Genomic DNA, 19,417 nt, shown 5'->3' on the forward strand with positions numbered 1-19,417 from the left:
CGGTCCCTGATGGACAATCGACTCCGGCCGTCCCGGTGATCGTGGGCGGTGCGTCGCGCATCGTGGGTGAGGAGACAACGTGTCCGAGTTGGTGCCGCTGAAGGTCCAGATGGTGGCCGCGACCCAGTTCACGCCGCCGCCCGACGTCGACTGGAGCACGGACGCCGACGGCGGTGAGGCCCTCGTGGAGTTCGCCGGCCGGGCCTGCTACCAGAGCTGGGACAAGCCGAATCCACGCACCGCCACCAACGCCGGATATCTGCGGCACATCCTCGAGGTCGGGCACCTGTCGCTGCTCGAACACGCGTCGGTCACCTTCTACATCACCGGCATCTCGCGATCATGCACCCACGAACTGATCCGGCATCGGCACTTCTCCTATTCACAGCTGTCCCAACGGTTCGTCCCGGAACACGACTCCAACGTGGTCGCGCCGCCGGCCATCCTCGGTGACGCCGAACTCGAGACACTGTTCATCGAGGCCACCGATGCCAGCCGCAAGGCCTACACCGAGCTGCTCGCCGCACTCGAGGCCAAGTTCTCCGATGTGCCCAACGCGATCCTGCGACGCAAGCAGGCGCGACAGGCGGCCCGATCGGTGCTGCCCAACGCGACCGAGACGAAGATCGTGGTCACCGGCAACTACCGCGCGTGGCGGCACTTCGTCGGGATGCGGGCCACCGAGCACGCCGACGTCGAGATCCGGCAGCTGGCGGTCGAATGCCTGCGCCACCTGATGCAGGTCGCCCCGACCGTGTTCGGCGACTTCGAGATCGGCACGCTCGCCGACGGGACCGAGGTCGCGACCTCGCCGTTCGTGCTCGAGGGCTGAGCGGCGCCGCGCCGGACGCCCGCACGCGTGGTGGCGCTGCGGAGAAGGTAGCCTTGAGCACCATGAACGCAGGCGCAGACCAGCTGCAGACACACCCGTTCGGGACCATCGGCGTGGCCATGGTGACCCCGTTCAAGGCGGACGGCTCACTGGATCTGGACAAGGCCGCCGAGTTGGCCGATCTCCTCGTGTCCAAGGGATGCGACGGACTGGTCGTGTCCGGCACCACGGGCGAGTCGCCCACCACCACCGTGCCCGAGAAGCTCGAGCTCCTGCGCGTCGTCCTCGACGCGGTGGGGGATCGCGCACGCATCACCCAGGGCGCCGGCAGCTACGACACCGCGGAGAGCATCCGGTTCTCGATCGAGGCCGAGAAGGTCGGTGCCCACGGTCTGCTCGTGGTGACCCCGTACTACTCGAAGCCTCCGCAGGCAGGCGTGTACGCGCACTTCCGGGCCATCGCCGACTCGACCGAACTGCCGGTGATGCTCTATGACATCCCGCCCCGGTCGGTGGTCCCGATCGCCAACGAGACGATGCTCGCGCTCGCGGAGCATCCACGGATCAAGGCCGTCAAGGACGCGAAGGGCGACCTGCACTCGGCGGCGGGCATCATCGCCTCCACCGATCTCGAGTACCTGTCCGGTGAGGACGCGCTGAACCTCCCGTGGCTGTCCGTCGGCGCGACCGGATACGTCAGCGTGATCGGTCACCTGGTCGCAGATCGCCTGCGCGACATGCAGATGGCGTTCGAGAAGGGCGACATCAAGACGGCCCGCGAGATCAACAACTCGATGCTCCCGCTGGTGAACGCGATGGGCAGGCTCGGCGGCGTCACGATGGTGAAGGAGTCGTTGCGCATCCTCGGGTTCGACGTCGGGCACCCGCGATTGCCGCAGGTTCCCGCGGACGGTCCGCAGGTCGAGGCGCTCATCGCCGACCTCCGCGCGGCGGGTGTGTTGCACTGATGACCGAGCCGACGCGCCGTCGCCGCAGCGCCAGCCGTAAGGCCGGCCCGCCGGCACCGCCCACCTCGCCGACCGACGACGCGATGCAGGCTCCCACGCAATCGAACCAGACCCCCGCGCAGTCGAACGAGACCCCGGCGCAGCCGACGAAGACCGCGGCGAAGAAGACTGCGGCGAAGAAGTCGGCGGCGAAAAAGACCGCGGCGCAGCTGGATTCGGGTGATGCGTCGGACCCTCGGCAGGGTGAGTCCGAGCCGAAGCATGCCGCGGAACGGTCCCGGCGCGCACCGCAGGCGCAGGGATCGCGGTCGGGCGGCGGACGGCACGAACGCCGGGATCGGCGCGGGGACAACCGGGATCGGACGTCCCAGGGTGCCTCGACGGTGCCGGCGGTCGATCGACTGGGGACCCCGCGTCGCGCACCCCGCAACGGGCTTCGGATCGTCGCGCTGGGCGGGATCGGTGAGATCGGCCGGAACATGACGGTCTTCGAATACGGTGGCCGCCTGCTCATCGTCGACTGCGGCGTCCTGTTCCCCGAGGACGCGCAGCCCGGAGTCGACCTGATCCTGCCGGACTTCACCTACATCGAAGACCGCATGGACGACATCGACGCGGTCATCCTCACGCATGGTCACGAGGACCACATCGGCGCCCTGCCGTTCCTTCTGCGGCTCCGCAGCGACATCCCGGTGATCGGCTCGAAGTTCACCCTGGCATTGGTGGACGCGAAGTGTCGCGAGCACCGCCTGCGACCCAACCTCATCCAGGTCGTCGAGGGGGAGCGGACAACACACGGCCCGTTCGAGTGCGAGTACTTCGCGGTCAACCACTCGATCCCGGACGCGATCGCCGTCGCGATCCGGACCGGAGCCGGCGTGGTGCTGCACACCGGCGACATCAAGCTCGACCAGCTTCCACTCGACGGCCGGCTCACCGACCTGGCCGGTTTCGGCCGGCTCGGCGACGAAGGCGTGGACCTGTTCCTGGTCGACTCCACCAACGCCGAGGTCCCCGGTTTCGTCACGCCGGAGCGCGAGATCGGCGGGGTACTCGATCAGGTGATCGGCCGTGCCCGGCAGCGGGTGATCGTCGCCTCGTTCGCCAGTCATGTGCACCGCATCCAGCAGATCGTCGACGTCGCGCACGCGCACAACCGGCGGGTGGCGTTCGTCGGCCGGTCGATGGTCCGCAACATGCAGATCGCCCAGGATCTCGGCTACCTGACGATCCCCGACGGGGTCGAGGTGAACCTCGACACGGCGGCCACGCTTCCGGACAACCGCCTGGTGCTGATCTCGACCGGTTCGCAGGGCGAGCCCTTGTCGGCGCTGTCCCGGATGGCCCGCGGCGAGCACCGTCAGATCAACATCCGGGCCGACGATCTCGTCGTGCTGGCGTCGTCATTGATCCCGGGCAACGAGAATTCGGTGTTCGCGGTGGTCAACGGGCTGGTCAAGCGCGGGGCCACGGTGATCACCCAGCAGAGCGCCAAGGTGCACGTCTCCGGCCATGCGTCGGCGGGCGAGTTGCTCTACCTCTACAACGCGGTCCGGCCGTCGAATGTCATGCCGGTACACGGCGAGTGGCGCCACCTGCGGGCGAATGCCGCGCTCGCCGTCGCGACCGGTGTACCCGAGGACCGTGTGGTGCTCGCCGAGGACGGTGTGGTGGTCGACCTCGTCGACGGCATCGCGTCCATCGCGGGTCGGGTGCCGGTTGGGCACGTCTACGTCGACGGACTGTCCGTGGGCGACGTCGGGGAGTCGACGCTGTCGGAACGGCTGGTGCTGGGGGAGGGCGGTTTCATCTCCATCACCGTGGCGATCGACGCCGCCACCGGGCGGGCGGTCAGCGTGCCCGAGGTGTCCGGTCGTGGATTCTCCGACGACCCGGATGCGTTGAAGGCCGCCGCGGATCTCGTCGACCAGGTGCTGGATTCGCTGGCGGCAGAGGGCATCACCGATGCCCATCGGATCGCGCAGACCATCCGCCGTACGGTGGGCCGCTGGGTTGCCGACACCTACCGTCGCAGGCCGATGATCGTCCCGACGGTGCTCGCCGTCGGTTCCTGACCTCGATTCGTCGGCGGTCCAGCCGTCGGCGCTACTGTGGTGCCCGTGACCCTCGCACAGGATGAACGCGCCGCCCTCGTCACCACTTTGCGATCGGTCGGGCCCGATGCGCCGACGATGTGCGAGGGCTGGACCACCCGAGACCTGACCGCGCATCTGGTCGTGCGCGAGCGGCGGCTCGACACCGGGCCGGGGATCATGATCAAGCGGTTCGCCGGCCACACCGAGCGGGTGCGGGCCGACGCCGCCGCCGAGAACTGGGACGACCTGCTCGGCAAACTCGCCGACGGTCCGCCCGTCTACTCGCCATTCAAACTCGTCGATCGCTGGGCCAATCTGGCCGAGATGTTCGTCCACCACGAAGACGTACTACGTGGCGGAGCCCGGAAGGATGCGGCCTGGACTCCGCGTCCGTTGTCGGCCGATCTGGAGAAAGCCCTCATCGGACCGGCATCGTCGATGGCCCGGATGACTCTGAAGGGATCGCCGGCGCGCATCACGCTGCGCACCCCCGACGGCCGTGATCTGGTGACCGCCGGGGACGGTGACCAGGTTGTCGTGACCGGCGCACCCGGCGAGCTCGTCCTGTTCGCGTTCGGCCGCAGCCCGGTCGACGTGGTGTACGAGGGCTCGGACGCGCTGATCGCGAGCGTCAAGGACGCCAAGCGCGGATTCTGACCTCATCGATTCCGGTTGGTTACGAATTCGACACACAAACGCGTTGCCAGTGTTGCCCATGTGACTGACGTGACTCTCGCCGACTAGTCTGTCGGCATGGCTTCGAAAGCAACCACGGGTGCGCGCAAGACGGCTGCGAAGAAGTCGCCGTCGCGCGCCACCGCAGGCACGACGAAGTCGGGCACTCGGGGGACGCGTGGTACCAGTACGCGCACGTCGCGGTCCACATCGGGCGGCGCACGGTCCACCTCGACCCGGCGGGCGAGCGGAACGTCGGGCACCGGGCGGGGCGCGACCCGACAAGCCGATGCCTCGGCCGACATCCATCGTCGATCGGTCGCGGCCACGGGGGCATCCGCCGTCGGCCGCGGCCTCGGAGCGGGATGGTCGCTGATGGCGCGCGGGGTCGGCAGCCTCGCCCGTTCCGGCGGCACCCGTGACCGCGATGATCGGGACTTCGACGACCTCGACGACGAGTTCGACGATGGTGCCGACGACGGATTCGAACTCGACAGTCCACTCGTCGACGAGCCGGACGCCCGTCCGCGGCGTTCCGGCGCCGGGGCTCGGTCCGCGTCACGCGGTGGTCGGGATCTCGCCGGGCACTCCCATCGGCGCGACGGATCCGCCCTGGCCATCCTGGCGCTCGCCCTGCTCGTCGGTGCGAGCGTGTGGTTCGGTGCGGCGGGTCCGGTCGGTGCGTTCATCGAGGCGTTGATCCGCGCGATCGTGGGTGCCGCGTCGGTCCTCGTGCCACTGGCACTCGTGGCGCTGGCCGTCGTTCTCATGCGCCGCCCACCGAATCCGCATCGGCGTGCCCGCTACCTCGGGGCAGGACTGCTGCTGGTCCTGCCGGTGCTGGGACTCATCCACCTGGTGGCGGGCGCGCCCGCCGACCTGCCGGGCCGGTCGTCCGCCGGTGGCTTCCTCGGGTTCGCCGTCGGGACACCCCTCACCGATGGTGTGACCGCGTGGATCTCGGTGCCGATCCTGTTGCTGTGCATCGCTTTCGGGGCCCTCATCCTCAGCGGCAAGACGGTCCGGGAGGTCGCTGACGGGGTCGCCGGCTATCTGGGGCTCGGCGTGGGCCACCCCGCCGACGGCGACGATGCGGCGCCGTGGGACGACCTCGACGATGACCTCGTCGACGAGGCCGACTCCGGCCGCCCCGGCATCGACGATCAGGTCACGGAGGTGTTCGGCAGCGCGGCCGGATACTCGCCCGACCCGTACGACAACTACCCGCCGGACGCCGAGCCCGTTCGCCGCAGCCGCCGCAGACGACGGCCTGCGGACCCTGATGTCGACGCGGCCGATTTCGCCGCCGCGACGACAGTGCCGCTCGACGACGAGGTCACCGAACAGATCGGGCGCCCCGACGAGCCGGAGGAGCCGGCCGCGCCGGCACCGAAGCCGGCATCGAAGCGTGCCACGCCTGCTCGTCCGCCGACACCCGCGGTCGACGAGTCCGACCGCGATGTCGCGGAAGGCGGCCTCGTCGAGCGGGTGGTCGAGGGAGAGTACGACCTGCCGCCGGCGACGCTGCTCATCGACGGTGACCCGCCGAAGCAGGGCGGTCGTTCCAACGACGACATGATCGACCGCATCAACGGTGTCCTCGAGCAGTTCAAGATCGATGCCGCCGTGACCGGCTACACCCGCGGTCCCACGGTGACCCGGTACGAGGTCGAACTCGGTCCCGGCGTCAAGGTGGAGAAGATCACCGCGCTGCAGCGCAACATCGCGTACGCGGTGGCCACCGACAACGTCCGGCTGCTGGCGCCCATCCCGGGCAAGTCGGCCGTCGGCATCGAGGTGCCCAACAGTGACCGGGAAATGGTCCGGCTCGCCGATGTGCTCAAGGCGCCGAAGACGCGCAAGGACACGCACCCACTCGTCATCGGCCTCGGCAAGGACATCGAGGGCGAGTTCGTCAGCGCCAATCTCGCGAAGATGCCGCACCTGCTGGTCGCCGGTTCGACCGGCTCCGGAAAGTCGAGCTTCGTCAACTCGATGCTGGTGTCCTTGCTGACCCGCGCGACCCCCGACGACGTGCGCATGATCCTCATCGACCCGAAGATGGTGGAACTGACTCCCTACGAGGGGATTCCGCATCTGATCACGCCGATCATCACCCAGCCGAAGAAGGCTGCGGCGGCGCTGGCGTGGCTGGTCGAGGAGATGGAACAGCGCTACCAGGACATGAAGGCGTCCCGGGTGCGCCACATCGACGACTTCAACACCAAGGTCCGGACGGGGGAGATCACCACGCCGCTGGGCAGTGAGCGTGTCTACAAGCCCTACCCGTACATCCTCGCCATCGTCGACGAGCTGGCCGACCTGATGATGACCGCGCCCCGCGACGTCGAGGACGCCATCGTGCGGATCACGCAGAAGGCGCGCGCGGCGGGCATCCACCTGGTGCTCGCGACCCAGCGCCCGTCGGTCGACGTGGTCACCGGTCTGATCAAGACCAACGTGCCGTCGCGGCTGGCCTTCGCCACGTCGTCGCTGACCGACTCGCGCGTCATCCTGGATCAACCGGGAGCGGAGAAACTGATCGGCATGGGTGACGGCCTGTTCCTGCCGATGGGAGCGAACAAGCCGATCCGCATGCAGGGCGCGTTCATCACCGACGAGGAGATCCAGGCGGTCGTCGACTACGCCCGGGACCAGAGCGAACCCGAGTACACCGAGGGCGTCACGACGGCCAAGGCCGGCGACAAGAAGGAGATCGACGGCGACATCGGCAACGACCTCGACGATCTGCTGCAGGCCATCGAGCTCGTGGTGTCCAGCCAGTTCGGATCGACGTCCATGCTGCAGCGGAAGCTGCGCGTGGGCTTCGCGAAGGCCGGTCGCCTGATGGACCTGATGGAGACGCGCGGTGTGGTGGGACCCAGCGAGGGTTCCAAGGCCCGCGAAGTCCTGGTGAAGCCGGAGGACCTGGCGGGCGTGATCGCCTCGATCACCGGTGGCGGCGGCGACGCGACCGACGACTAGCGTCGGCTCAGGTCAGATCATGTGCGGCCAGCCAGGTCTGTGCGCGGCGGGCCGACGCGCGGGACAGCCAGGCGTCCTGGATGACCTCGGTGAGCTCGTCGACCGACAGCTCGCCGACTCGCGACGACCGCAGCAGCACCGACAGGTGTCCGTCGAAGTGTGCGGTGGTGAAGAACGGTGACGCGGCGTCCTGGACCAACGCCAGCTTGTCCGCCTCCGACGACACCCAGATCACGACGACGTCGTCATAGCGTTCACCGGTCTCCGGGTCGCGCGCGTCCGGGCGCGGCGTGCGGAAGAACACGAAAGACTTGCCGCCGACCTGGTAGACGGGCAGATCCGTGGAGCTCCCCGCGTCCGTGACATGCGGCATCGCCTGTGCGATCGCGTGGATGTCGCCGACCCTGGCCCGACGCCGCGTGCGCGCCATGGTGTCGAACTCTACGCGCGTGTATTAGGCTGGTCGACGATCGAAGAGGGGAGTATCCCCGACCTCGCGGCGTTTCCGTCAATACGGTCGCTCCGGGCCACGATGCCGATCATCGTGCCGGGACCGGCCCGGATCCGTCGGTCTGGCCCGGCGTGATGCGCGGGCCCGGCGGGAGAGACCTCTGGCATCGCAAGCCTGTGCTGCGCGCTGGAGGAGATCGCTCAATGGATGTAACGACAACGGTCTGGATCGTCACAGGTGTGGTGGTCCTGGCCCTGTTCGTCTTCGACTTCTTTGCCCACGTACGAGTGCCACACGCACCGTCGCTGAAAGAATCCGGTACCTGGTCCGCGATCTACATCTCGATCGCGGTGCTGTTCGGATTCTTCGTGTGGTGGAAATGGGGTGGCACGTACGGCGGCGAGTACTTCGCCGGCTACGTCACCGAGAAGGCACTCTCGGTGGACAACCTGTTCGTGTTCGTGATCATCATGTCGAAGTTCGCGGTGCCCAAGGAGTATCAGCAGAAGGTCCTGCTGCTCGGCATCGTGATGGCGCTGGTGATGCGCACCGTCTTCATCCTCGTCGGCGCGGCCGCCATCAACGCCTACAGCTGGATCTTCTACCTGTTCGGCGCGTTCCTGATCTTCACCGCCGTCAAGCTCGTCAGCGAGAGCGACGATCCGGTGGAGCACGAGGAAGAGCGGGAGACCCGCCTCGAGCGGTTCGTGAAGCGTCACCTGCGTACCTCGGACGAGTACGACGGCGACAAGCTGTTCACCAAGGCCAACGGCAAGCGTCTCGCGACCCCGATGCTGATGGTTCTCATCGTCATCGGCTTCACCGACGTCTTGTTCGCCCTCGACTCGATCCCGGCCATCTACGGCCTGACCCAGGAGCCCTACCTGGTGTTCACGGCCAATGCGTTCGCGCTCATGGGACTTCGCCAGCTGTACTTCCTGCTCGGCGGACTGCTCGATCGCCTGGTCTACCTGTCCTACGGGCTGTCGTTCATCCTGGCGTTCATCGGTGTGAAGCTGATCCTGCACGCACTCCACGAGAACACCTTGCCGTTCATCAACGGCGGCGAGCACGTATCGGTGCCGGAGGTGACCACGCCGGTGTCGTTGGGCGTCATCATCCTCACCCTGGTCATCACGACAGTGGCGAGCCTGATCAGCGCCAAACGACGCGAGTCGTCGGAGACCTAGTCGCGGTCAGGCACACGTCGACGGGTCGTCGTCGCGGTCAGGCACACGTCGACGGGTCGTCGGGGCCTCCGGCACGAGCCGGGTCGGCCCTGGCGACCCGGCCCCGGCGACGTCGGTCAGGATTCGAACGGACCGAACACCGGGGTCCACTCGACCACCCGCACCCCGTCGACGGCCTCGTGTGCGATGAAGGGGTCGTTGGCGAGAAACGCCTCGGCGCCGTCGAGGCTCTCGGCACGCACCAGGATCAATGCACCCGACCCATCCGGGTACGGACCGGCCATCAGCACGTTGCCGGCGCGGTTCTCCTCACCGAGCCATTCCCGGTGCAGCGGACGGTGGGCGTCGCGCAGCGCCGCCTTCGGGGGTGCGTACGAATAGTGCACGGCGAAGATCGCCATCGTCGGCTCCTGTCGTGATCAGTTGAGGGTGGCCAGCATCCGGGTGTTACCGAGCGTATTGGGTTTCACGTAGCTGAGGTCGAGGAACTCGGCGACGCCGGTGTCGTAGGACCGGCACATCTCCTCGAACACCTCACGCGTGACGGGGGTGCCGTCGATCTCGGCGAAGCCGTGCCGGGCGAAGAACGATGTCTCGAAGGTGAGGACGAAGACCCGCGACAGTTGCAACTCCCGCGCCATGTCCATCAATCGGTCGACGAGCCGATGACCGATACCCCGACCGGCGTGGGCGGTGTCGACGGCAACGGTGCGGACCTCGCCGAGGTCGGCCCACAGGACGTGCAGTGCGCCGCAGCCCACCACGACGTCGTCGAGATCCGCGACCCAGAACTCCTGCACCGCCTCGTACAGCGTGACGAGATTCTTCTCCAGCAGGATGCGGCCCGCGTACTGATCGATCAACTCCTTGATCCGCGGCACATCGGATGTCCGCGCCCGGCGGATCGACACATCGACTGGGGGCATGGCAACTGACAGTAGTCGGGATCGCGCGCTGTCCGCACGGCGGTTTCGCACGGCACCCCGGGCACCGCGGGAGGGCGAATCCGGCCGCGGCGCCACGCGAGTGCGACCTGACGAACAGGTGTCGACGGTGCTGCCGATAGGCTTGGGGACGTGCGGGAGCAGTATCGTCGGGTCGGGACGCGGCCACAAGGGATCGGTGCATCATGACCGATCGCATGCGCCGCGCCGTCGAGGAGCGGGGAATCGGCGGGGCCGGGCGTGGACCCGACCACATCACCGATCCGGTGGATCCGGTGCCGGTGGTCAACATCGCCAACGCGCTCACCGTCTTTCGCATCATCCTGATCCCCGTGTTCGTGGCCGCCCTGTTCATCGGCGGCGGACACGACACCGCATGGCGGATCGCTGCCGCGGTGATCTTCGCTGCGGCCGCCATCACCGATCGGTACGACGGCAGGCTCGCGCGTCAGCGCGGTCTGGTCACCGACTTCGGCAAACTCGCCGACCCGATCGCCGACAAGGCGCTGATCGGTGCTGCGCTCGTCGGACTGTCGATCCTCGGCGACCTGTCGTGGTGGGTGACCGCGGTGATCCTCTTCCGGGAGCTGGGTGTGACCGCACTGCGCTTCTGGGTTCTGCGGCACGGCGTCATCCCGGCCAGTCGCGGCGGCAAACTCAAGACGCTGCTCCAGGCGATCGCCATCGGTCTGTACCTGCTTCCGCTCAGCGGGGCGTGGCACGTGGCAGCTGCGGTGATCATGGGCGTCGCGCTCGTCGTGACCGTGTTCACCGGCTTCGACTACGTGTGGCAGGCGGTCGCCATGCGCAACCGTTCGACGGCCGGCGGTGAGTCGGGTGGTTCCGCGGTCGGTGATCCGCGGACCGACGCCGGTCAGCGGTGAATCGGCCCTCGTTGTTCGCCCTCGGCGCAACCGCGGATTCACACGCGAGCCGAACGACGCCCACCGCGATATTCGACTACTGTCGTCGGCACGGACGTCAGGTGAACTGTCGGTGTGGATCGGCGGCCCCGGATCGTCGGGAACCCGGACCGGTGTCGCGGACGTTGTGTTGACGACATCATCAGTGACGGACAGTGAGCAGTGAGGAGGACCTCGATGGCAGTGCTACTGCGGGAGGCGCTGGGCGACAGTCTGCGCCGGGTGCGCACGGCGCAGGGGCGAACCCTGCGTGAGGTGTCCAATGGTGCCCGGGTCAGCCTCGGCTACCTGTCGGAGGTCGAGCGTGGACAGAAAGAGGCGTCCAGCGAGCTCCTCGCGGCGATCTGTGATGCGCTCGACGTGGAGATCGCCGAACTCCTGCTCGACATCGGCCATGCCATGCTCCCGGCCGGCGGTGAGCACCTGATCGGTGCCACCGAAGCGGCAGGCACCGGAGCGGAGGTCGGAGTGCTCGACGCCAAGGTCGTCATCCCCGGACCCGCCGGACACGCGGACACGGCAGCACTCGCGGCCGCCTGATCGCCTCGCCGTCCACCGGTCATCCGGTCGTCGCGTTGGTCGGCACGGAACCGCGGTGCCCCACCGGGCGACGGCCGCAGACGCTAGATTGGTTACACACTCACCGACCACCGGGAATGGAGTTGACGCAAGCATGGCGAACCCGTTCGTGAAGATGTGGCGATACCTGATGGCATTGGGTAACGCCAAGATCGACGAGAACGCAGATCCGAAGATCCAGATCCAGCAGGCGATCGAGGACGCGCAGCGTCAGCATCAGGCCCTGTCCCAGCAGGCTGCGTCGGTCATCGGCAACCAGCGGCAGCTGGAGATGAAGCTCAATCGCCAGCTCGAGGAGATCGAGAAGCTGCAGGCCAACACACGGCAGGCGCTGACGCTGGCCGATCAGGCCACCTCCGCAGGCGATGCGGCCAAGGCGCAGGAGTACACCAACGCGGCCGAGGCGTTCGCGGCACAGTTGGTCACCGCCGAGCAGAGCGTCGAGGACCTGAAGGTCCTGCACGACCAGTCGTTGCAGGCTGCGCAGCAAGCCAAGCAGGCCGTCGAGCGCAACGCGATGATGTTGCAGCAGAAGCTCGCCGAGCGGTCCAAGCTGCTCAGCCAGCTCGAGCAGGCCAAGATGCAGGAACAAGTCAGCGCCTCGCTCAACTCGATGAGCGAACTCGCGGTCCCGGGGAACACCCCCAATCTCGACCAGGTCCGCGACAAGATCGAGCGTCGGTACGCCAACGCACTCGGCGAGGCCGAACTGGCGAAGAACACCGTGCAGGGCCGGATGCAGGAGGTCGAGCAGGCCGGGGTGCAGATGGCCGGTCACGCCCGCCTCGAGCAGATCAGGGCGAGTATGCACGGCGGCGCGTTGCCGTCCGCGGGCACCGGGGCGGCACAACCGTCGGCGCAACCCGCGCAACCGGCGGCACAACCCGCGACCGAGCAGCCACCCCAGACCGGGAACTGAGCGGGCGTCACCAGCACCAGACCGAACGGCCTCCTACCGATGTGGGGGGCCGTTCGCTTGTCCACAGGGCGGCGTCGCCGTCCGCGAGACGACATCGGGCACCCGGCACGGCGAGGAGAACCATGGCACGCGTCGCGATCGTGGCGGGACCCGATGCGGGACATGCGTTTCCGGCGTTCGCGTTGGCCGATCGGCTGACCGGCGACGGGATCGAGACGGTGGTCTTCACGGGGACCCGGTGGTGTGCGCGGGCCGGGAACCGGGGCCTCGACGTCGCCGAACTCCCCGGTCTGGTCGCCCGGGACGCCGACGACGACACCGATGCCGGCGCCAAGCTCGGTCGCCGGGCGGCTCGGATCGCGGTGGAGCTGGCGCCGCTGCTGGCGCAGCGCGCTATCGATCTGGTGATCTCCGACGTGATCACCGTCGGCGGGGGATGGGCGGCCGAACTGACCGGGATCCCGTGGGTGGAGTTGTCCCCGCATCCGCTGTATCTGCCGTCGCGCGGGCTACCGCCGATCGGTGCCGGGCTGGCGCCCGGCACCGGTGTGTCCGGACGGCTGCGCGACACCGCCATGCGCGTGGCGACCGGGCGTTCCCTGCGGCAGGGCGAGCGGCAACGCGCGTTGGCCCGGGCGGACATCGGACTCGTCGGGCGCGGTGGTCCGGCGGCTCGCTTCGTCGCGACCCTGCCTGCGCTGGAGGTGCCCCGACCGGACTGGCCGGAGGACACCCACCTGATCGGACCGTTGCTGTGGGAGCCCACCGATGCACTGTTCGACCGTCCGGCCGGCACCGGTCCGCTGGTGCTCGTGGCTCCGTCGACGGCCGTGACCGGAGCCGCGGACATGGGTACCGTCGCCCTGGCCGCACTGTCCTCCGACAACCTCGGAATCCCGGTGCGAGTGGTGTTCTCGGCCCTGCACGTCCCGGCCGGAGTGGATCATGCCGATCATGTGGTGGCCGGCACGGCACGGCAGGACGAGATCCTCGCCGACACCGATCTGGTGGTGTGCGGTGGCGGACACGGCATGTTGGCCAAGGCGCTCTCGGCCGGTGTGCCGGTGGTCACGGTACCGGGTGGTGGCGACCAGTGGGAGCTCGCCAATCGCGTGCAGCGACAGGGCAGCGGACTCCTGGTCCGTCCGGTCGAGGTCGGGTCGCTCTCGTCCGCCGCGGGCCGCGTGCTCACCGAACCGGCCTTCGCCGCGGCGGCCGGGCGGGCATCGGCATCGGTGGACGGGGTGGTCGACCCGGTGCGGATCGTTCGGCGGCTGCTGCGGCTCCGACGCGACCGGGTCGCCGCTCGTCGGTAGGCTGGCCGCGTGCGTCTGACCGAATTCACCGAACTGATCACCGCCCAATTCGGGGAACTGTCGGCCGATTCGATCCTCGTCGACCACGTCCTGACCGAGTTCGGCGGCCGAACCGGTGCGCAGGCGATCGACGACGGCATCGATCCCCGCGACGTCTGGGTGGCCATCTGCCGGGACTTCGACGTCCCCCGCGACCGCTGGTAACCGAGCGGTCCACACGCCTGCGCGTGTCATGCTTGCCATCGAACACATGTTCGTTCATTGTGGTGTTCGAGGGAACCACGCTCCCGTCGAGAACGTCCAAGATACGGGAAGACGAGTAACCCGAGAGCTGAGCCGACGAACGTTGTCAGACCCCACGGCTAGCGTGCGAGTCACGTCAGCCAAACCACAGACCCACACATCACGGTCGGCTCACCGGCCGAGAGTTCGGAGGAGAACCCCATGGCAGCAGCACCGCAGGATCGGGAGAAGGCACTCGATCTGGCCCTCGCGCAGATCGACAAGAACTTCGGCAAGGGGTCGGTCATGCGGCTCGGCGAGGAGACCCGCCAGCCCATCGAGGTGATCCCGACCGGATCGATCGCCCTCGACATCGCGCTCGGCATCGGCGGTCTCCCGCGCGGCCGAGTCGTCGAGGTCTACGGCCCGGAGTCGTCGGGTAAGACCACTGTCGCCCTGCACGCGGTGGCCAACGCGCAGGCCGCCGGCGGGATCGCGGCCTTCATCGACGCCGAGCACGCCCTCGACCCCGACTACGCCGCCAAGCTCGGCGTGGACACCGACGCGTTGCTGGTCTCCCAGCCCGACACCGGTGAACAGGCGCTGGAGATCGCGGACATGCTGATCCGGTCCGGCGCCCTCGACATCCTGGTCATCGACTCCGTCGCCGCCCTGGTGCCGCGCGCCGAGATCGAGGGCGAGATGGGTGACAGCCACGTCGGTCTGCAGGCCCGTCTGATGAGCCAGGCGCTGCGCAAGATGACCGGTGCGATGAACAACTCCAAGACGACGGCCATCTTCATCAACCAGTTGCGCGAGAAGATCGGTGTGATGTTCGGCTCGCCGGAGACCACCACCGGCGGCAAGGCGCTCAAGTTCTATTCGTCGGTGCGACTGGACGTCCGGCGCATCGAGACCCTCAAGGACGGTACCGACGCCGTGGGTAACCGGACCCGGGTGAAGGTCGTCAAGAACAAGGTGGCGCCGCCGTTCAAGCAGGCCGAGTTCGACATCCTGTACGGGCAGGGGATCAGCAAGGAGGGCTCGCTGATCGACATGGGTGTCGCCGAGGGCTTCATCCGCAAGTCCGGGTCGTGGTTCACCTATGAGGGCGATCAGCTCGGCCAGGGCAAGGAGAACGCCCGCAAGTTCCTGCTGGAGAACCTGGACATCCGAGACGAGATCGAGAAGAAGATCAAGGAGAAGCTGGGTATCGGAGCGGTCGTCGACGCCGACGACGTCGCACCCGCCCCGGTGGAATTCTGATCGGCCCCATGAGTACGACGCCGGACCCCGAGGAACGGACCGGTCCCAGCGCCTGGGACGCGGCACTCCGACTCCTCGGGGTCCGTGCCCGTTCGCGGCACGAGATGGCCGAACGCCTCGCCCGTAAGGGATTCGACGCGGAGACGGTGGACGACGTGATGACGCGGCTGGACCGGCACCGCCTCGTCGACGACACGGATTTCGCGACCGAATGGGTGCGCTCGCGACACACGCACTCGGGGCGAGGTCGTGTCGCGCTGCGACAGGAACTACGCGCCAAGGGCGTCGACGCGGCCATCATCGAGGCGGCCCTCGCCGAGGTGGATCCCGACGACGAGCGTGCCGTGGCCGCCGATCTCGTCGCGAAGAAACTGACACCCACCCAGGTCGACCGGCTGCAGGCCGACCCCGCCATGCGTGAGACGCTCTTCCGGCGATTGGTCGGCATGTTGTTGCGACGCGGCTACCCTCAGTCGCTGGCGATCGACGTGGTCACCGAGTCGCTCGACGGCGTCACCGCCTGAGACCCGGTCGCCCGCAACGTCTCTGCTCGAGACCTGGCCGCCCGACCACTTGCCGCCTGATACCTGCCGCCCGACTACTTGCCGCCGAAGGTGGGCATGTTCTCCATGGCGGCCAGGTCCGCCTCCTCGGGGTCGGCGACCGCCGTCTTACGCCGGCCACGCCGCAGTCGGCCCTCGAGATAGGTGGCGAGAGATGACAATCCGAAGTTGATCAGGATCATCACGATCGCGACGACGACCAGTGCGGGCAGGTAGTTGCCGTAGTACGAGGCCGACTGGATGCCGGAGCGGACCACCTCGACATAACCGATGGCGAAACCGAGGGCACTGTCCTTCAACGCGATGACCATCTGGGACACCAACGCCGGCAGCATCGCCGTCACCGCCTGGGGGAGGAGGATCACCCGCATCATCTGGGACTTGCTCAGCCCCAGGGATTTCGACGCCTCGGTCTGCCCCTTGGGAAGCGAGTTGATGCCCGACCGCAGGATCTCCGCGATCACCGATCCGTTGTACAGGGTGAGGCCGGTGACCACCGCCGCGAATGCCAACTGCGACGACGGGAAGATGGCGTAGTCGGCGAACAGGTAGTAGGCGAAGATCATCAGGATCAGCACCGGGATGGCGCGGAACACCTCGACGAACAGCCCGGACAGCGCGCGCACCCAGGCATGGTCGGAGAGTCGGCCGATGCCGAGGACCGCGCCCAACAGCAGGGCCAGGACGATCGACAGCGCCGCCGCCTTCAACGTGCCCCACAGGCCGGGGAGGACGTAGGTCGTCCACGTCGTGGACTTGATGAAGGGATCCCACTTCTCGCCGGTCAACTGATCATTGCCGGCCAGCACCACGAGAACATAGGCGACGACCGCCACCACGATGGCGATGAACACCACGGCGATGATGCGGTTGCGCATCCGCCCCTTGGGTCCGGGGGCGTCGTACAGGACGGTGGCGTCGGAGCTCATCGCTTCACCGCCAGTCGCTTGGCGAGGTAGCCGAAGACGAAGCCCTCGGTGAGTGTGATGATCATGAACCCGATCGCGATGATGGCGAACACGGCGACGATCTGGTCGGAGAACGTCTCGATCTCCTCCTTCATCAGCAGCGATGCCTCGGCGACGCCGATCACGGAAGCGATGGTGGTGTTCTTGGTCAGGGCGATGAGCACGCTGCCCAGCGGACCGATGACCGACCGGATCGCCTGTGGCAGCACGATCAGTCCGAAGACCTGTGGGAACGTGAGGCCCAGCGAGCGGGCCGCCTCGGCCTGGCCGAGCGGAACGGTGTTGAAACCCGAGCGCAGCGTCTCACACACGAAGGTCGCCGTGTAGAGCACGAAGGCGAGGACCGCGAGCCAGAAGTTGTTGTTCTCGATGAAGTTCTCGTTGTCCGGGGCCAGCGCCAGCCCGAGATTCTGGTAGAGGCCGATCGAGCAGAACAGCACGATCAGGGTCAGCGGTGTGTTGCGGACGATGTTCACGTAGACCTCGGCGAAGCCGCGCATCACCGGCACCGGCGACACGCGCATACCCGCCAGCAGCGTGCCCCAGATCAGCGCGCCGATGGCCGAGTAGAAGGTCAGTTTCAGGGTCACCGAGAAGGCCGGCCACAACTGTGGCCCCATGTCCGCCCAGAGTTCGTTCATCGATGGTCTGCCCTTCCGTCAGCTCAGGCCCGGCGGGCACGGTGTGGACGGCGAATCGAGAAAGCCGAGGTCGCCCGGGTCGGGCGTGAACTTGTACTGCGAATCCGGGGCATCGGCCCGCGCGATCATCGAGTCGACCGTCGAGTTGCCGATCGCGTCGCGCAGAGCGCGGTCCCACGGCGACTCGCCGCCCGGCGGTGTCACCATCATCGCGTCGAGCGCCTCGTTGACCGCCGTCACCGCCTCGGGGTACTCCTTGGCCATACCGATGCCGTAGTACTCGGTCGAGAACGGCTGGCCCGCCTTCTTCAGGCTGTCCTTCACGCACGCGTCCTTCAGATAGGACATCCCGACCAGCTTGAACTCGCCGGGGAAGAAGTTGGCGTAACCCGCCAGGATCACCTCGTCGGTCGTCAACGCGTCGACCTTGCCTCGTCGCAGCGCCTCGACGCACGACGAGTACGAGTCGTATTCCTGCAACTGCACCGACGGCAGCTGGGACTTGACGTTCTGCGCCGGGGTCGACCCGGTGACCGAGCAGAGCTTCTTCCCGGCGCTCAGATCGCTGAGGGAGCTGATGGTGTCGTCGTCCTCGCGGACCAGCAGGCCCTGGTAGTTGATGAGGTAGGGGCCGGCGAAGGCGACCTCCTTCGCGCGCGCCGCGGTGATCGAATAGGTGGCGGCGATCATGTCCACCTCGCCGTTGTCGATCAGCGTCTCGCGCTGCGCCGACGGGGTCTCGCGCCACCGGATCTCCGGGTGGTCGACGCCCAGCTCGTCGGCGACGTGGTTGACCACATACGTCGACACCGACGGGTCGAATCCGGTGACGGACTTGTCCGGGTTGCGGATGCCGAGGCCGGGCTGGTCGAACTTGGTACCCAACACGACCGACCCGCTGCGGATCGAGTCGATCAGATTGCGTGGCTCGGTGTTCCCGCACGCCGCAAGGGTTCCGGCGACCAGCGCCAGGATCAGGGCGAGGAGTCCGATGCCCGAGGCGCGCTGCAGGGGCCGACGCGACGTCGGTGTTGCTGGCCGACCCATCTCAGTGGCCCAGGATCTTTCCGAGGAAATCCCGGGCGCGCTCGGATTTCGGACTCGAGAAGAAACTCTCCGGATCGGTGTCCTCGACGATCGCACCGTCGGCCATGAAGATGACCCGATCGGCGGCCTTGCGGGCGAACCCCATCTCGTGGGTGACCACCAGCATCGTCATGCCCTCCTTGGCGAGGGACACCATCACGTCGAGCACCTCGTTGACCATCTCGGGGTCGAGCGCCGACGTCGGCTCGTCGAAGAGCATGATCTTCGGTTCCATCGCGAGCGACCGGGCGATGGCCACGCGCTGCTGCTGGCCGCCGGACAGCTGGGCGGGATACTTGTCCTTCTGGCTGGCGATGCCGACCCGATCGAGGAGTTCGAGGGCGCGCTTGGTGGCGTCGGCCTTGCTCTTCTTGCGGACCTTGGTGGGTGCCAGTGTCACGTTGTCGAGAATCGTCTTGTGCGCGAACAGGTTGAACGACTGGAACACCATGCCGACGTCCGCACGCAGTCGGGCGAGGTCCTTGCCCTCCTCGGGCAGCAGACTGCCGGCGATGTGGATCTCGCCGCTGTCGATCGGTTCGAGTCGGTTGATGGTGCGGCACAGGGTGGACTTGCCGGACCCCGATGGTCCGAGGACCACCACCACCTGGCCGGCCGGTACCTCGAGGCTGATGTCGCGCAGGACGTGCAGCGAACCGAAGTGCTTCTGTACGTCTTTCATCACGATCATCGGCGGCGACGCGGTCGTCGTCCCGGGCGTTGCGGCATCGTCGGTCGGCGATTCGGTCATAGTGGCCCACACTAGTGCGATCGGGACTTCACGTCCTGTTCA

General features: G+C 67.6%; 20 protein-coding genes. 13 read left to right on the forward strand and 7 right to left on the reverse strand.

The window, feature by feature from the left end; all coding sequences use genetic code 11:
* Positions 1-79 precede the first annotated feature (79 nt).
* The 5 genes from thyX (at position 80) to D7316_RS03485 (ending at position 7,556) form a co-directional block, all read left to right on the forward strand.
* On the forward strand, positions 80-832 hold the full coding sequence (gene thyX / locus D7316_RS03465) for an FAD-dependent thymidylate synthase (RefSeq protein WP_124707056.1): 753 nt from the start codon (positions 80-82) through the stop codon (positions 830-832).
* A 62-nt stretch (positions 833-894) separates the two neighbouring features.
* Positions 895-1,800, forward strand: a complete 906-nt coding sequence (gene dapA, locus D7316_RS03470) for a 4-hydroxy-tetrahydrodipicolinate synthase (protein ID WP_124707057.1) — start codon at positions 895-897, stop codon at positions 1,798-1,800.
* Positions 1,800-3,875: a ribonuclease J gene (locus tag D7316_RS03475; RefSeq protein WP_124707058.1), complete on the forward strand. Its 2,076-nt coding sequence runs from the start codon at positions 1,800-1,802 to the stop codon at positions 3,873-3,875. Before dapA ends, D7316_RS03475 begins: the two co-directional genes overlap by 1 nt.
* Before the next feature lie 45 nt (positions 3,876-3,920).
* Complete coding sequence (locus D7316_RS03480) at positions 3,921-4,553, forward strand: TIGR03085 family metal-binding protein (protein WP_124707059.1); 633 nt, start codon at positions 3,921-3,923, stop codon at positions 4,551-4,553.
* A 96-nt stretch (positions 4,554-4,649) separates the two neighbouring features.
* The gene (locus D7316_RS03485) at positions 4,650-7,556 is read left to right on the forward strand and encodes a DNA translocase FtsK (protein WP_124707060.1); all 2,907 of its coding nucleotides are present in this window, start codon (positions 4,650-4,652) and stop codon (positions 7,554-7,556) included.
* Positions 7,557-7,563: 7 nt separating this feature from the next.
* Here D7316_RS03485 and D7316_RS03490 read toward each other — a convergent pair whose 3' ends face one another.
* Positions 7,564-7,986, reverse strand: coding sequence for an MmcQ/YjbR family DNA-binding protein (locus D7316_RS03490; RefSeq protein WP_124707061.1), 423 nt, complete (start codon positions 7,984-7,986; stop codon positions 7,564-7,566).
* Between the two features lie 224 nt (positions 7,987-8,210).
* Here D7316_RS03490 and D7316_RS03495 point away from each other — a divergent pair, with 224 nt between their 5' ends.
* A complete protein-coding gene (locus tag D7316_RS03495; RefSeq protein WP_124707062.1) occupies positions 8,211-9,197 on the forward strand; it encodes a TerC family protein in 987 nt (328 codons plus the stop codon).
* A gap of 116 nt (positions 9,198-9,313) precedes the next feature.
* Here the strand turns inward: D7316_RS03495 and D7316_RS03500 are convergent, their stop codons facing one another.
* Both D7316_RS03500 and D7316_RS03505 read right to left on the reverse strand, forming a co-directional pair.
* The gene (locus tag D7316_RS03500; RefSeq protein WP_124707063.1) at positions 9,314-9,598 is read right to left on the reverse strand and encodes a YciI family protein; all 285 of its coding nucleotides are present in this window, start codon (positions 9,596-9,598) and stop codon (positions 9,314-9,316) included.
* 18 nt (positions 9,599-9,616) lie between these two features.
* Positions 9,617-10,123 carry an amino-acid N-acetyltransferase gene (locus tag D7316_RS03505; protein ID WP_124707064.1) on the reverse strand — a complete coding sequence of 169 codons (507 nt, stop codon included), beginning with the start codon at positions 10,121-10,123 and terminating at the stop codon, positions 9,617-9,619.
* 203 nt (positions 10,124-10,326) lie between these two features.
* Between D7316_RS03505 and pgsA the strand changes: the two genes are divergently transcribed.
* The 7 genes from pgsA (at position 10,327) to D7316_RS03540 (ending at position 15,890) form a co-directional block, all read left to right on the forward strand.
* Entirely contained in the window at positions 10,327-11,025 is a 699-nt protein-coding gene (gene pgsA, locus D7316_RS03510) for a CDP-diacylglycerol--glycerol-3-phosphate 3-phosphatidyltransferase (RefSeq protein WP_124707065.1), read from the forward strand.
* Between the two features lie 216 nt (positions 11,026-11,241).
* Positions 11,242-11,604 carry a helix-turn-helix domain-containing protein gene (locus tag D7316_RS03515; RefSeq protein ID WP_124707066.1) on the forward strand — a complete coding sequence of 121 codons (363 nt, stop codon included), beginning with the start codon at positions 11,242-11,244 and terminating at the stop codon, positions 11,602-11,604.
* 133 nt (positions 11,605-11,737) lie between these two features.
* Positions 11,738-12,562: a PspA/IM30 family protein gene (locus tag D7316_RS03520; protein ID WP_124707067.1), complete on the forward strand. Its 825-nt coding sequence runs from the start codon at positions 11,738-11,740 to the stop codon at positions 12,560-12,562.
* A gap of 122 nt (positions 12,563-12,684) precedes the next feature.
* Entirely contained in the window at positions 12,685-13,878 is a 1,194-nt protein-coding gene (locus D7316_RS03525; RefSeq protein ID WP_124707068.1) for a glycosyltransferase, read from the forward strand.
* A gap of 9 nt (positions 13,879-13,887) precedes the next feature.
* Positions 13,888-14,082, forward strand: coding sequence for a DUF3046 domain-containing protein (locus D7316_RS03530; RefSeq protein WP_124707069.1), 195 nt, complete (start codon positions 13,888-13,890; stop codon positions 14,080-14,082).
* A gap of 240 nt (positions 14,083-14,322) precedes the next feature.
* Positions 14,323-15,366: a recombinase RecA gene (gene recA / locus D7316_RS03535; RefSeq protein WP_124707070.1), complete on the forward strand. Its 1,044-nt coding sequence runs from the start codon at positions 14,323-14,325 to the stop codon at positions 15,364-15,366.
* 8 nt (positions 15,367-15,374) lie between these two features.
* Positions 15,375-15,890 carry a regulatory protein RecX gene (locus D7316_RS03540; protein ID WP_124707071.1) on the forward strand — a complete coding sequence of 172 codons (516 nt, stop codon included), beginning with the start codon at positions 15,375-15,377 and terminating at the stop codon, positions 15,888-15,890.
* 74 nt (positions 15,891-15,964) lie between these two features.
* Here the strand turns inward: D7316_RS03540 and D7316_RS03545 are convergent, their stop codons facing one another.
* Genes D7316_RS03545 through D7316_RS03560 form a run of 4 tightly spaced genes read right to left on the reverse strand, consistent with a single transcriptional unit; the run spans position 15,965 to position 19,315 of the window.
* On the reverse strand, positions 15,965-16,858 hold the full coding sequence (locus D7316_RS03545; RefSeq protein ID WP_124707072.1) for an amino acid ABC transporter permease: 894 nt from the start codon (positions 16,856-16,858) through the stop codon (positions 15,965-15,967).
* Positions 16,855-17,538, reverse strand: a complete 684-nt coding sequence (locus tag D7316_RS03550) for an amino acid ABC transporter permease (protein WP_124707073.1) — start codon at positions 17,536-17,538, stop codon at positions 16,855-16,857. Before D7316_RS03550 ends, D7316_RS03545 begins: the two co-directional genes overlap by 4 nt.
* 18 nt (positions 17,539-17,556) lie before the next feature.
* Entirely contained in the window at positions 17,557-18,585 is a 1,029-nt protein-coding gene (locus D7316_RS03555; protein WP_124707074.1) for a glutamate ABC transporter substrate-binding protein, read from the reverse strand.
* Between the two features lies 1 nt (position 18,586).
* Entirely contained in the window at positions 18,587-19,315 is a 729-nt protein-coding gene (locus tag D7316_RS03560) for an amino acid ABC transporter ATP-binding protein (protein ID WP_197718319.1), read from the reverse strand.
* Positions 19,316-19,417: the final 102 nt, after the last annotated feature.

The sequence above is a fragment of the Gordonia insulae genome (assembly GCF_003855095.1).
Taxonomy (GTDB): Bacteria; Actinomycetota; Actinomycetes; order Mycobacteriales; family Mycobacteriaceae; genus Gordonia; species Gordonia insulae.